Raw genomic sequence first — 14,266 nt, forward strand, 5'->3', positions numbered from 1 at the left:
ACACAAAGAAAAGGGCAACATTAGAAAAGTGATAGTAATGTTGCCCTTTTTATATTACGATAGTAAATTCACTTCCTTTGCCAACTTCACTTGTCACGTAAATCTTTCCATTGTAAAGTTCAACAATGTGTTTGACTATTGAAAGTCCTAAACCTGTACCTCCGAGTTTTCGGGAACGCCCTTTATCCACTCGATAAAATCTTTCGAATATTCTTTCTATCTCATCTTGTGGAATACCAATACCTGTATCTTTTACTCTTATCGTTATTTTCTCGTCTAATCTCTCTACCTCTATAGTAACCTCACCATTTTCCTTGTTATATACAATTGCGTTGTCTATGAGGTTTATGAAAATCTGTTTTAACCAATCTTTGTGAATCTTTACTTTAAGCTTATCATCCAACTTAAGGTGCATCTTTACATTTTTGCCCTCAGCTTTAAATCTTAAAAGCTCAACACATTCCTCTACTACTTCTTTCACATTGACCTCATCTTCGGTAACCTGGATTTTTGCATTTTCTATTTCAGACAAATACAGCAAGTCATTTATTAGTCGAACAAGTCTTTCAACTTCTACCTCGATAATGTTAAGAAATTTTTCAGCAACTTCTCTATCTTCAATTGCACCATCCTTCAGTGTCTCTACAAAACCTTTTATAGAAGTTAAAGGAGTTTTTAGTTCATGAGAAACATTTGCAACAAAATCAGACCTGATTTTTTCAAGTTTTTTAATGAATGTAATATCACTTACAATTAACAACATTCCTTCTTTATCTTCATCAAATTTTACTCTTTTTTTAGTAACTTTAAGTATTTTATTTTGACCATTAATTGTTATCTCAAATTCTTTTTCAAAGGCATTTTCATTATACAGGAATTCAAAAAGTTCATATATTCGAATGCACTCAAGTAAACTTGTACCATTTTTAAGCTTTGTCGCAAATATCTCTTCAGCCTGTTGGTTGAACATAAGTATCCTCTTCTTGTTGTCAAAAAAAATTATTCCAAGTTCGATTGAGTTTAACAAAGCACTAAGCCTATAGTTGAGACTATTTACTTCGTTAATCTTCTCTTCTAAAAGGTGATATAATCTCGTAAAGCTAAGACTCAGCCACTTCAAATCCTCTTTTTCATTGAGTTCAACTATATCAAATTTTTTTAGTTCATCTGTAATGAGTGAAATTAACCCCTTGAGAGGTTGATACAAAAGCGAAGATATGCCAATTGTAAGTATCATCCCAAAAACTATACATATCAGCCCAAACTTTAGTGTCTGAATCAAAGCCTTTTTCAGAATCACATCAATTTTATCAAGTAAAACAGAGACTCGAATAAATATAGGTTTGTTGCCAATTTCTACCTTCTTTGCCGCATAGAGAAAAAAATTATTAAGTGTCTTGCTTTTTCGCATCGAGAAGCAAATCTTTCCCGGATATTTATTTGCCTCTACAATTTCAGGTCTTTTTGAATGATTTTCCATTTTATTCTTATCAGCTTCAGAATCATAAAGCACAATCCCTTTATTGTCAACAATTGTAACTCTAAAATAACTTTTTTTGTACACTTTATAAAGTGATTGAATATCAAAGTTATTTATATATCTTTCAACCTCGCTTACCATTACTTCAAGCTGCTTCTTATTTTCTTCAAGATAAATATTTTTATACACCTCATATGAAAAAATTCCCTGTAAAAAGCTTATAATAACTATAACTAAAATGGTGTAACCAAATATCTTTGTTCTCATTTCTTAGTCAGACCCTTCTCTAAATCTGTAGCCAACCCCTCTTACTGTTTCAATATACTTGGGATTTTTTTCGTCATCTTCAAGTTTTTTTCTCAAAAATCTTATATGCACATCAACTGTTCGAGTATCACCATCAAACTCATATCCCCATACTCTTTGTAAAATGAAATCTCTGTCCAAAACTCTCCCTCTGTTTTCTATCAGCAGCTTCAAAAGCTCAAATTCCTTAAAAGAAAGATTAACTTCTTGATTTCTTTTCTTCACACTTCTTTTTGTAAAATCCACCTCAATATCACCAAATCTAATCTTTTCTTCAACCTCAGGTTTTAAGCTTTCAATTCTCCTGAAAAGTGCCTTTACCCTTGCAACAAGTTCTTTTACACTAAATGGCTTTGTTATGTAATCATCTGCTCCAAGCTCAAGACCTAATATTCTGTCAATTTCTTCCGACTTTGCAGAAAGTAAGATAACAGGAAGGTTTTTTGTTTCTTTGTTAAATCTAATCTCTTTTAAAACCTCATATCCGTCCTTATCACTCATCATTATATCAAGTATCACCAGGTCAATCCTGTTATTTTTGATAATATCCAAAGCTGTGTTGCCATTTTCAGCTTCAAAAGTATTATAGCATTCTTTTTGAAGATTGAATTTAATTAGTTCCACGATATGAGGTTCATCATCCACAATCAAGATATTTCTCATCTTCCCACCATCCTCATGAGGGCAACCATACTTCCTAATTTCTCTGGACTTTTAAAATCTCTTCTGTATGAAAAGAACAAATCCTCTTTTTCATAAGTACACATGTCTGACACTATAATCTGTTCTTTCTTTAATCCATTTCCTAACAAATCTTTTTCAATAGCCTTTTTCAAATCTAAATAAAATTTCCCTTCACGGTATATACAAATATCATTGCCAAACTCTTGTAAAAATGCATCATATACATCTTTGCCTACTTCAAAATGCTCTTTACATATACCAGGGCCAATTGTTACAACTAAGCTTGAAACATTGGATTTAAATTGCAAAATCAATATGTCTATAGCCCTTTTTGATATGTGCTGCAAACTTCCTCTCCAACCAGAGTGAATTAAGGAAATTATTCTCTTTTCTTTATCAAAAATGTAAACCGGAATGCAGTCCGCGTGAAATGTCATAAGTGTAATTCCACTTTTTTGAGTTATAAGTCCATCTGCCTCATTCTCTTGATTATATTCAAAAAAATCAAATCCTTTTTCAACAACTATTATATCATTTTTATGCACTTGTTTTGCATAGTAAATATTTCTATAATCAATCTCTAAGTTTTTAAAAAGAATGCGGAAATTTTTGTCAATTTCTTCTTTTGAATTTGCCCATTTGTAACCGAGGTTAAAATCATTTGAATTAATATATCTTCTTGTTGTAAAAAACGCATCTACACCATACTTTTGTAACTCAGAGACTCTAAGAATTTCAAGCCCGTTTATACATATCTTTTCAAACGCCATCTTCTACCTCCAATTAAAATCAAAAAAATAGCAACCTGCAAAGAGGTTGCCTTTAGTTTTTCTTGGGTACCTTTTCCCAATCCTTTAAGAATCTTTCTATCCCAACATCAGTTAATGCATGCTTTGTCATTTGTTCAAGTACCTTAAATGGAACTGTTGCGATGTGTGCTCCCGCTTTTGCAGCTTCAATCACATGAATAGGATGTCTTATGCTTGCTGCAATTATCTCTGTTTTTATGTCTGGATAATTTCTGAATATCTGAACAATCTCTTTGATAAGCTCAATTCCATTTTGTCCTATGTCATCAAGTCTTCCCACAAATGGAGAGACATAAGTTGCTCCAGCCTTAGCTGCTAAAAGTGCTTGTGCTGCCGAGAATATGAGTGTGACATTTGTCTTTATACCCTCTTTTGACAAGACTGATACAGCCTTAAGACCCTCTGCTGTCATTGGAATTTTGATTACAACATTTTTATGGATTTTTGCTAAATCTCTTGCCTCTTCAATCATACCTTCGGCTTTGAGTGAAATGACTTCGGCTGAGATTGGACCGTCTACAATTGAACAAATCTCATTTACAACCTCTTTAAAATCTCTACCCTCTTTTGCAATTAGAGACGGATTTGTTGTAACACCACAAATTATTCCCCAAGAGTAAGCTTCCTTAATCTCATTTATATTAGCAGTGTCAATAAAAAGTTTCATGTTGATCTAACACCTCTCTCTAAGTTAAGATTTTTTCGACTATTATTTTATACCAATTGCTGTATAATTACAATAACTAAAAAATGCTTTTAAGATATGTTCTTGCAGGTCCCACTAAGTACAAAGACCCACAAATTAGAATGGCTGAATCTTTTTCTGCTTTTTTTAAGCTTACATCAATTGCCTCTTTGAAATCTTTTATAAAGTCAAAACCATAATCTAAAGCAATTTTTTTTGCCTCATTATCAAGAAAAGCTCTTTTTTGATATGGTACCAACGTAAATATCACATCTGATGTTACTTCCTTTATCTCAGAGAGCATCTTTTGGTACTCTTTGTCTTTGAGTACCCCCACAACTGCACTAATTTTTTTGTCTTTCAGATACTGCTTACAGCTGTCAACAAGTACCTTCATGCCGTCTATGTTGTGAGCACCGTCTAAAATCACAAGAGGTTCTTTTGATATAATTTCAAATCTGCCATTCCATTTGGCATTTAAAAGTCCTTTTACAAGGGCACCAGTACCTATATTATATTTATCACTCAAGTATTCAAATGCGTATATGCAGTTGAGGGCATTCTCAACCTGATGCACCCCTAAAAGCTTAATTTCAAGGTTTTTATATATTCCTTTTGGAGTAATACAATCAAATACAATACTGTCAAAAGTATTTCTTACAATTTTGTAATCACTTCTCACCTCAACCAAATTGGCATTCTTTTGCTTACACACTTTTGAGATAACATCAATTGCTTCTTTATAACGTTGCAGCCCTAAGATTACAGTAGAGCCTTTTTTAATAATGCCAGCCTTTTCATATGCTATTTGCTCAATTGTCTGCCCTAAGATATCCATATGGTCATAGCCAATAGAGGTTATAATACAAAGCTCTGGACTTTCAATTACATTTGTTGCATCAAGTCTTCCGCCAAGCCCAACTTCTAATACAACAAAATCCACATTCATCCTTTTAAAATACTCAAAGGCTATTGCGGTGACTATCTCAAATTCAGTTGGATGGTTAAATCCCTGACTTATCATTAAATCAATCTTATCTTTTACATACTTTGTTATTCCCGCAAGTTCCTCGTCACTTATAGGAAGGTTATTTATTCTAATTCTCTCATTAAAAAATTCTAAATAAGGTGAGGTGTAGAGCCCCACCTTAAACCCCGCTTCAATCAACATTTGATTTATAAAAGCACATGTTGATCCTTTACCATTTGTTCCCGCAATGTGAATAATTTTTAAATCCTTGTGAGGATTCCCCATCAGTTCAAGCAATCTTTTTATGTTTTCAAGGCCCAGCTTCATACCAAACTTATATGTTCCATGGATATATTCAAGTGCTTCTTCATAAGTCATTGACATGACACAATCACCTTAAGTTTTTAATTCTCTCAAGTTGCTCTTCAACAGATTTTAGCATCTGTTTGTATTTCTCATACTTCTGTTTTTCTTCATTTACAACCTTTTGAGGAGCCTTTTGTAAAAAGTTTTGATTTCCAAGTAACTTTTCAGAACGTTCAACCTCTTTTAGTAGTCTTTCTCTTTCTTCAGTAAGTCTTTTAAGCTCCATCTCAATGTCAATTATCTCTTTTAGTTTAATATATGCAACACCCCAGGAAAGAACAAGTGAAACACTATCCTCTGGAATGTCTTCAGATGCTACTACCTCTTCAATATTTGCAAGTTTTTTTACATAAATCTCCCATAGCTGTTTTTGCTGTATCATTGAGTTGTCATCAGTCTTTATATAGACCTTTGGCTTTATATTTGCAGGTATATTTTTCTCAACTCTTAAGTTTCTGATGCTTCTTATAAGTTCAATCAACTTTTCAACTACTGAAATATCTTCAACATAGTTATATCCCATTGGCTCAGGCCACTTAGATATAACAAGGCTTTCTTCATTATGTGGAAGATTTAAATAAATCTCTTCTGTTACAAATGGCATAAATGGATGCAAGAGCTTTAAAACATTCGTGAGCACTGTTAGAAGGACATACTGTACTTCTTTGTTATTCTCTGCCTCTTTGTTGTAAAGGATTGGTTTTGACATCTCAATATACCAGTCGCAAAACTCATCCCAGATAAAATCATAAAGTTTTTGAGCTGCAATACCAATTTCAAACTTTTCAAGATTTTCAGTGACCTCTTTAATAAGAGTATCTAACCTTGACAGAATCCACCTTTCAGTAAATGTAAATTTACTCTCATCAGGCTTGTAATTTGTATCAATGTCAAGGTTCATTATTACAAACCTTGCCGCATTCCAAATCTTGTTTGCGAAGTTCCTGTTTGCCTCAACCTTTTCCATATGAAATCTGGTATCATTGCCAGGTGAAATTCCTGTGACAAGTGTAAATCGCAGTGCATCTGCACCATATTTTTCTATTATCTCAAGCGGATCTATGCCATTTCCAAGTGATTTGCTCATCTTTCTACCTTGGGCATCTCTCACAATTCCGTGAATTAACACATACTTAAACGGCTCTTTTCCCATGTGCTCAACTGCTGAGAAAATCATTCTCGCAACCCAGAAAAATATGATGTCATATGCAGTAACCAGGACATCTGTTGGATAGAAATACTTCAAATCTTCTGTCTCTTCTGGCCAGCCTAATGTTGAAAACGGCCATAGTGCTGATGAAAACCATGTATCAAGAGTGTCTTCATCCTGATATACATTCGTAGAACCACACTTTGAGCATACCTTTACTTCCTCACGACTTACCATCATATTGTCACAATCTTTACAATAGTATGCAGGAATTCTGTGACCCCACCAAAGCTGTCTTGAAATACACCAATCCTTTATATTTTCCATCCAATTAAAGTATATCTTTTCAAATCTTTCTGGAATGAATTTTATCTTTCCTTCTTTTACAACCCTTATGGCAGGTTCTGCTAAAGGCTTCATCTTGACAAACCATTGCTTTGACACAAGCGGTTCAATTACTGTTGAGCACCTGTAACAGTGGCCTACATTGTGAGTATAGTCTTCTTCTTTGACAAGAAGTCCAAGTTCTTTTAGGTCATTTACAATATTCTTTCTTGCCTCATACCTATCCTGTCCCGCGTACTTACCAGTATTTTCGTTCATATACCCTTTTGTATCAATTACTTGTATCATTGGAAGATTATGTCTTTGCCCTATTTCAAAGTCGTTCGGGTCATGAGCAGGTGTAATCTTTACAACACCTGTTCCAAATTCCATATCTACATACTCGTCTGCAATAATTGGTATTTCCCTATTCACAAGCGGCAGCACAACCGTTTTTCCAATCAAGTGTTTGTATCTTTCATCATTAGGATTTACTGCAACAGCAGTGTCACCAAGCATTGTCTCTGGTCTTGTTGTTGCAATAACTACGAAAAAAGAATTGTCCTTTGCAGGGTACTTGATGTGCCAAAGTTTGCCCTTCTTTTCTTCATACTCCACCTCAGCATCCGAAATTGTTGTCTTGCAGGTAGGACACCAGTTAATTATTTTTTCACCTTTATAAATTAAACCCTTCTCATAAAGTCTTACAAAAACTTCTTTTACTGCATTAGAAAGCCCTTCATCCATTGTAAATCGTTCTCTATCCCAGTCACAAGAAGCTCCAAGTTTTTTAAGCTGCTCAATTATTCTTCCGCCATAGACCCTCTTCCACTCCCAAGCACGCTCTAAAAACTTTTCTCTTCCTATCATCTCTTTTGTGAGACCTTCTTCTTTCATCTTCTCAACAATCTTTGCTTCTGTTGCAATACTTGCATGGTCAGTTCCAGGAACCCAAAGTGCGCAATATCCCTGCATTCTTTTAAATCTTATCAAAATATCCTGAATGGTGTTATTTAGAGCGTGTCCCATATGTAGTTGCCCTGTAATATTTGGAGGTGGGATTACTATTGTAAAAGGCTTCTTTGACCAGTCAATCTTTGCATGAAAGTATTTCTTTTCAAGCCACATCTTATATAGCCTGTCTTCAACCTCTTGCGGGTTGTAAACTTTTTGCACCTTCTTTCATCCTCCTTTCAAAGTTTTAATTTCACTTTTTATATTATTTCAAAATTATTTTTATTTCAAACTTTATGTTTTTGAATCTGAATTTGTGGGTATAAAGTAATTGTAATTGAAAAATTTAAATTTTACAAGGGAGGTCACTTCAAGATGGTTAAAAGAGGCAACATTTATAAATGCGAAATTTGTGGGAATATTGTAGAGGTCTTATCTGCTGGCGGCGGACAATTGGTATGTTGTGGTCAGCCAATGACCTTACTTGAGGCAAATACAGTTGATGCGAGTTTAGAGAAACATGTACCAGTTATTGAAAAAACAGAAGAGGGTATTTTGGTAAAAGTTGGAGAGGTTCCGCACCCAATGGAAGAAAAACACTACATTATGTGGATTGATCTCGTAGCAGACGATGTTGTGCACAGAAAATTTTTAAAGCCTGGTGATCAACCAAAAGCACTATTTAATGTATTTGCTAATAGGCTGGTTGCATATGAATATTGCAATCTCCACGGGCTTTGGAAAAAGGAATAAAAAAGACAGGGCTGCTGAAATTTAGGCAAAGCAGCCCTTTTTTCTTCAATTTATTTTTCTAACAATCTCTTTGTCTCTCTTGCAATCATTAGCTCTTCGTTTGTTGGGACTATTAAAACCTTTACCTTGCTCTCTGGTTTGTTAATTTCAAATACCTTGCCTTTCTCTGCGTTAAAGTTTTTTTCTTTATCATACAAAACACCCATGTATTCTAAATCAGTTACACACTTTTCTCGAACAACTGGATTGTTCTCACCAATTCCTGCTGTGAATACTATTGCATCAACACCGCCTAAAACTGCAGCATATTCTCCAATATATTTCTTTACCCTATAGCAGAACATATCGATCGCAAGCTGAGCCCGTTCATTTCCTTCGTTTGCAGCTTTCTCTAAATCTCTAAAGTCACTACTTACACCAGAAATCCCTAGCACCCCAGATTTCTTGTTCAGCAAATCATTCATCTGCTTTACATCCATATTCTCTTTCTCCATAAGATACAAAATAACAGCAGGGTCAATTGTGCCACTTCTTGTACCCATTGCAAGCCCAGCTAAGGGTGTAAAGCCCATGCTTGTGTCAACTGATTTACCATACTTTATTGCACAAACACTTGAACCATTTCCAAGGTGGCATGTTATAAGCTTTAGTTCCTCTAAAGGTCTCTTTAAGTACTCAGCTGCCTTTATCGCAACATATTTGTGTGATGTACCATGAAATCCGTATTTTCTAATCTTGTACTTCTCATACACCTCATATGGAAGTGAATACATGTAAGCATACTTTGGCATTGTCTGGTGAAAAGCTGTGTCAAATACAGCAACGTTTGGCTTTCCTGGAATTTCTTTCTCACACGCTTCAATTCCCGTAAGGTTTGCAGGGTTGTGAAGGGGAGCAAGCTCTATACACTCTTTTATTGCCTTTTTTACATCTTCATTGACAACAACAGCATCACTAAAATACTCCCCACCATGAACAACTCTGTGGCCAATTGCATCAATCTCATCCATTGACTTTATTATCCCCATCTGAGGATGTGTTAACATCTCCAAAACAAGTTTTATTGCCACATTATGGTCTTTTACTTCTTGCTCTTTTATAATCTCCTGCTCATTTTTTTGGTGCCTTATAAACGCCCCCGGCAAACCAATTCTGTCAACAACACCTTTACATAAAGCTACTTCTGTTTCAGTATCAATAAACTGGTATTTTAATGACGAGCTCCCTGAATTTAATACTAATACCTTCATCATTATCCTACCCCTTTAAATTTTTATTTCATCATTGCCTGAGCAGCAGTGATAGCAACAACACCAACAATGTCTTCTGCTTTGCAACCTCTTGACAAGTCATTTACAGGTTTTGCTATTCCCTGGGTAATAGGTCCATACGCCTCAGCTTTTGCAAGTCTCTCTGTCAGCTTGTATGCAATATTGCCGGCATCAAGGTCAGGGAAGATTAACACATTTGCCTGCCCTGCAACAGGGCTGCCTGGTGCTTTTAACTTTGCAACAGAAGGTACAAGTGCTGCGTCTGCCTGAAGTTCACCATCTATCAAAAGATCTGGTGCTTTCTCTTTTGCAATCCTTGTTGCCTCAACAACTTTGTCAACCATCTCTGACTTTGCAGAACCCTTTGTTGAATATGAGAGCATTGCAACCTTTGGAGTCTTTCCAACCAAGGCTTCAAAGCTCTTCGCAGAGGTTATGGCAATATCAGCAAGCTCTTCAGCATTGGGATTTGGATTTAGGCCCGCGTCAGCATACAAAAATACACCATTTTCTCCATATTCGCAGTTTGGAACAACCATAATAAAAAAGCTTGAAACAAGCTTTACACCCGGTGCTGTTTTTAAGATTTGAAGTGCTGGGCGCAGTGTATCCGCAGTTGAGTGAATTGCACCAGATACCATTCCATCTGCTAAACCCTTGTACACCAGCATAACGCCAAAGTACATTGGGTCTTTCATGATCTTTCTCGCATCTTCAAGTGTCACACCTTTGTTTTTTCTCAGTTCATAAAAATCATTCACAAACTCATCAAACCTATCAAAATTGTCTGGGTCAATAAAGATTGCATCATCCACATTTGCACCAAACTTTGTCGCTTCTTTTTTAATCTCATCTTCCTTACCAATTAAAACAATCTTTGCAATCTTCTCTTTCAACACAATACTTGCGGCTTTTAAATTTCTCTCTTCATAGCTTTCAGGAAGTACAATTGTTTTTATATTTGACTTTGCCTTTTCTATTATTGTATCGATAAATGCCATTTTTAAAAAGCCCCTTTCGTTTATTATTTAACATTTCACACCTTATATATTATAAACTAAATTGTATCTTGTATACAAGAAGTATTTTAAGAATAATTTAAAAATTCTTAGCAAAGAAAAATACTAAACAACCGTTTGAAGAATGTATGTTTTTGTGTTATAATCTATTTAAAATAAAATAACATTGAAAAGGAGATACTTTAAATGAAGAAACAGCTTACAAAAAAGCAAGAAGAGATATTAGAGTTTATAAAAAAGAGAATTAAAGAAAAAGGCTATCCACCTGCTGTGAGAGAGATATGTGAGGCAACGGGCTTAAAATCGACTTCAACTGTACATGGGCACTTAACCCGCTTAGAGAAAAAAGGCTATATAAGGCGCGATCCTTCAAAACCAAGAGCAATTGAGATCGTAGATGACGATTTTTATGTCCACAGAAATGTCATTCAGCTCCCTCTTGTTGGGAAAGTCACTGCAGGTGAACCCATCTTAGCTGTTGAAAACATCGAAGATACCATAACCCTACCCTATGACTTGGTTGGAACAGAAGATGCATTTCTGCTTCGAGTTAGAGGAGATAGTATGATTGAGGCAGGAATTTTTGACAATGATATTATAATTGTAAGAAGACAAAATGTAGCCGAAAATGGAGATATTGTTGTTGCGTTAATTGACGATGAAGCAACTGTTAAAAGATTTTTCAAAGAGAGCAATCATATCCGACTGCAACCAGAAAATAAGGCAATGGAACCCATAATTGTAAAAGACGTGAAAATTCTTGGAAAGGTAATAGGCCTTATTAGGAGGATGTAAGAATTTACATCCTCCTAAGTCTCTCAATAGCCTTTAAAATCCCCACAACTCCAATTTCAAATGAAGAGCTACCTTGAAGATAAGCAACGAAAGGTTCTCTGATTGGTGCATCACATGAAAGTTCCAATGAAGTACCCTGCACAAATCCACCTGCTGCCATTATTACCTTGTGAGAATATCCTGGCATATCCCATGGCTCGGGTAAAACATTGCTGTCAACAGGGCAGCCTTTTTGAATCCCCTGACAAAAGCTAATTAATTCTTTTTCATTTCCAAACACAATTGACTGAATTATGTCTGTTCTATACTGGTTGTACCGTGGTAAAACCTTAAAGCCTAATCTTTCCATAATATAAGCTGTAAAAACTGCAACCTTTAAACTCTCAGCAACAATATGAGGTGCAAATAGAAGCCCTTGTAATATCTCTCTGTTAAAGCCAAGTGAAGGTCCTACTTCTTTGCCCATACCAGGGGTGTTGAGCCTGTCTGCACACATCTCAATCAACTCTTTTTTGCCGGCAATATAACCTCCACATGATGCAATTGTTCCACCCGGGTTTTTAATGAGTGAACCTGCTATTAAATCTGCTCCAACCTCTGTTGGTTCAAGCTTTTCCACAAACTCACCATAACAGTTGTCAACCATTACAATGGTATCAGGACTGATTCTCTTTATAAACCGTGTCACTTCTTTTATCTTTTCAAGAGAGATTGACTCTCTTAAAGAGTACCCTCTTGAGCGCTGAATAAAAACTGCCTTTATTTTTCTTTCTTTTAGCACTTTTTCAATTTTGTCAAAGTCAAAGCTATTATTTTTTAAGTCAATCTCTTCATACCTTATGCCAAAATCAATAAGAGTACCATGACCTCCACTTTTTATCCCAATGACCTTTTGAAGCGTGTCATAAGGCTGTCCACAAATAGACAAAAGTACATCGCTCGGTCGCAGCACTCCAAATAGCATTGTTGAGATTGCCTGAGTACCTGAAACAAACTGAATTCTCACAAGCGAATCCTCACAGCCAAATACATCAGAATATATTCTTTCAATTACATCTCTACCACTGTCTGAATAGCCATAACCATCTGTTTTGTTCAAATGTGTATAAGAAAGTTTATTTTTTTGAAATGCGTTTAAGATTTTAAGCTGGTTGTACGATTTTATTTTCTCTATCTCTTCAAAAATCTCTTTTACACTTTCAAGTGCTTGCTGTGCTATATTGATTAGTCCCTTGTCAAAATTAAAAAATCTACCCAAAGCCTCAAAGTCAACCTTCAATTTTTGCCCCGCCCCTCTTACTTACTTGCTTTAAAAAATTAAAGAAAGCTCATGATTTTAAAGTCTCATGAGCTTTCTTTAAAGAGATTTTTTACGCTTTTTTATTTTGACTCTTGATTTTGGTTAGTGTTACTTTGCTGAGAAGCTGTATTTTGCGCTTGTGAGTTTTGAGCTTGAGCCATGTAGTTTATTGGCTTTGATGGCAGAATAGAAGAAATTGCATGTTTGTAAATGAGCTGTTGTTTATTATTCTCTGTTTCTACTACCAATGTAAAGTTATCAAAACCTTTGATAACTCCTTTCAATTGGAATCCGCTCAGTAAAAAGATCGTAACGTTGACTTTTTCTTTTCGAAGCTGGTTCAAAAATAAATCCTGCAAGTTCAAATTTCCTTTTGCCACCTTATGTATTCCTCCCCAAACTTAAAAGTTTTTTATATTATAATTTTTATATGTTTTTCTTAAATTATACCACACTTTTGCAAAGTTCAAAACATTTTTTCACAATTTCTTTAAACTCAAGGTTACCTACATCCAAGAATATAAAATCTCCTTGGTATTTAAACCAAATACTTTGTCTCTTTGCAAACTGTCTTGTTCTTAGCTTCAGCTCTTCTTTTGCCTCCTCTAAAGTAATTTTTCCTTCAATGTATGGAATTATTTGCTTATATCCAAGTCCCTGCATAGACTTCAAATCTTTTGAATACCCCATATCAAGTAGCATCTTCACCTCATCAACAAGTCCCATTTTAAACATCTTCTCAACTCTTGCATCGATTCTTTCACGAAGAGCTGACCTTTCCATCACAAAACATAACGGCAATATATTATACCTTTCGGAACCCTTTTTTCTTACTTTATCTAAAAAATCTGTTGGTTTCTTGCCAGTAAGAAAGTAAATTTCCAAATACCTTATAACTCTTTTTACATTATTCGGATGAACAGACTGTGCAGCTTTGCTATCAATTTTTCTAAGCATTTCATAAAGATACATATTTCCTTTTTCTTCGAGCTCTTTGTAAAGGTTTTGACGTACTTGTTTTGAATCTCCCATCTCGGGAAATTCAATCTCATCTACAATTGACTTTATATAAAACCCTGTACCACCAACAAGAAGTGGGATTTTACCTTTTTGATAAATCTCATCTATCGCCTTCGTTGCATCTTTTTGGAATAATGCCACATTGTAATCTTCATCAGGGTACACAATATCAATCACATAGTGTTTTACTATTTGTCTTTGCTCTTTGGTTGGTTTAGCAGTGCCAATGTCCATATACTTATAGACACACATAGAATCTGCAGAGACAATTTCGCCATCTATCAGCTGAGCAAGCTCAATTGCAACATCCGTCTTTCCAGTTGCAGTAAGACCTGCAATTACAATCAAAGGAATTTTTTGCATCTTCTTTATTTCACCTT

Annotated in this window: 13 protein-coding genes; 2 read left to right on the forward strand and 11 right to left on the reverse strand. The window is 35.1% G+C overall.

Features of this window, described 5'->3' with window-relative positions; all coding sequences use genetic code 11:
- Positions 1 to 49: 49 nt before the first annotated feature.
- The 6 genes from pnpS to H964_RS02575 form a co-directional block, all read right to left on the reverse strand.
- Positions 50 to 1,747, reverse strand: coding sequence for a two-component system histidine kinase PnpS (gene pnpS / locus H964_RS02550; protein WP_039764387.1), 1,698 nt, complete (start codon positions 1,745 to 1,747; stop codon positions 50 to 52).
- Between the two features lie 3 nt (positions 1,748 to 1,750).
- Positions 1,751 to 2,449 carry a response regulator transcription factor gene (locus H964_RS02555; RefSeq protein ID WP_039764389.1) on the reverse strand — a complete coding sequence of 233 codons (699 nt, stop codon included), beginning with the start codon at positions 2,447 to 2,449 and terminating at the stop codon, positions 1,751 to 1,753.
- Entirely contained in the window at positions 2,446 to 3,240 is a 795-nt protein-coding gene (pgeF, locus tag H964_RS02560) for a peptidoglycan editing factor PgeF (protein ID WP_039764390.1), read from the reverse strand. The genes H964_RS02555 and pgeF overlap by 4 nt, the downstream gene beginning before the upstream one ends.
- 52 nt (positions 3,241 to 3,292) lie before the next feature.
- On the reverse strand, positions 3,293 to 3,946 hold the full coding sequence (fsa, locus tag H964_RS02565) for a fructose-6-phosphate aldolase (protein ID WP_039764392.1): 654 nt from the start codon (positions 3,944 to 3,946) through the stop codon (positions 3,293 to 3,295).
- Between the two features lie 76 nt (positions 3,947 to 4,022).
- Entirely contained in the window at positions 4,023 to 5,318 is a 1,296-nt protein-coding gene (locus H964_RS02570) for a bifunctional folylpolyglutamate synthase/dihydrofolate synthase (protein WP_237738170.1), read from the reverse strand.
- Positions 5,319 to 5,325: 7 nt separating this feature from the next.
- Positions 5,326 to 7,950, reverse strand: coding sequence for a valine--tRNA ligase (locus H964_RS02575; RefSeq protein WP_039764393.1), 2,625 nt, complete (start codon positions 7,948 to 7,950; stop codon positions 5,326 to 5,328).
- Positions 7,951 to 8,103: 153 nt separating this feature from the next.
- On the opposite strand from H964_RS02575, the gene H964_RS02580 reads away from it, so the two are divergent.
- The gene (locus H964_RS02580; protein WP_039764395.1) at positions 8,104 to 8,481 is read left to right on the forward strand and encodes a desulfoferrodoxin; all 378 of its coding nucleotides are present in this window, start codon (positions 8,104 to 8,106) and stop codon (positions 8,479 to 8,481) included.
- A 50-nt stretch (positions 8,482 to 8,531) separates the two neighbouring features.
- Here H964_RS02580 and H964_RS02585 read toward each other — a convergent pair whose 3' ends face one another.
- Together H964_RS02585 and pta are read right to left on the reverse strand one after the other, a co-directional pair.
- Positions 8,532 to 9,731, reverse strand: a complete 1,200-nt coding sequence (locus H964_RS02585) for an acetate kinase (protein ID WP_039764396.1) — start codon at positions 9,729 to 9,731, stop codon at positions 8,532 to 8,534.
- Between the two features lie 23 nt (positions 9,732 to 9,754).
- Entirely contained in the window at positions 9,755 to 10,753 is a 999-nt protein-coding gene (gene pta, locus H964_RS02590) for a phosphate acetyltransferase (protein WP_039764398.1), read from the reverse strand.
- 204 nt (positions 10,754 to 10,957) lie between these two features.
- On the opposite strand from pta, the gene lexA reads away from it, so the two are divergent.
- Positions 10,958 to 11,566 carry a transcriptional repressor LexA gene (lexA, locus tag H964_RS02595; protein WP_039764399.1) on the forward strand — a complete coding sequence of 203 codons (609 nt, stop codon included), beginning with the start codon at positions 10,958 to 10,960 and terminating at the stop codon, positions 11,564 to 11,566.
- 4 nt (positions 11,567 to 11,570) lie between these two features.
- Here lexA and H964_RS02600 read toward each other — a convergent pair whose 3' ends face one another.
- From H964_RS02600 to miaA, 3 genes are all read right to left on the reverse strand, one after another.
- The gene (locus H964_RS02600) at positions 11,571 to 12,845 is read right to left on the reverse strand and encodes a methionine gamma-lyase family protein (RefSeq protein WP_051109290.1); all 1,275 of its coding nucleotides are present in this window, start codon (positions 12,843 to 12,845) and stop codon (positions 11,571 to 11,573) included.
- Positions 12,846 to 12,946: 101 nt separating this feature from the next.
- Positions 12,947 to 13,246, reverse strand: coding sequence for an RNA chaperone Hfq (gene hfq, locus H964_RS02605; RefSeq protein WP_039764400.1), 300 nt, complete (start codon positions 13,244 to 13,246; stop codon positions 12,947 to 12,949).
- A 64-nt stretch (positions 13,247 to 13,310) separates the two neighbouring features.
- Complete coding sequence (gene miaA, locus H964_RS02610; protein WP_039764625.1) at positions 13,311 to 14,249, reverse strand: tRNA (adenosine(37)-N6)-dimethylallyltransferase MiaA; 939 nt, start codon at positions 14,247 to 14,249, stop codon at positions 13,311 to 13,313.
- Between the last annotated feature and the right edge of the window lie 17 nt (positions 14,250 to 14,266).

The organism is Caldicellulosiruptor sp. F32, assembly GCF_000404025.1.
Lineage (GTDB): Bacteria > Bacillota > Thermoanaerobacteria > Caldicellulosiruptorales > Caldicellulosiruptoraceae > Caldicellulosiruptor > Caldicellulosiruptor saccharolyticus.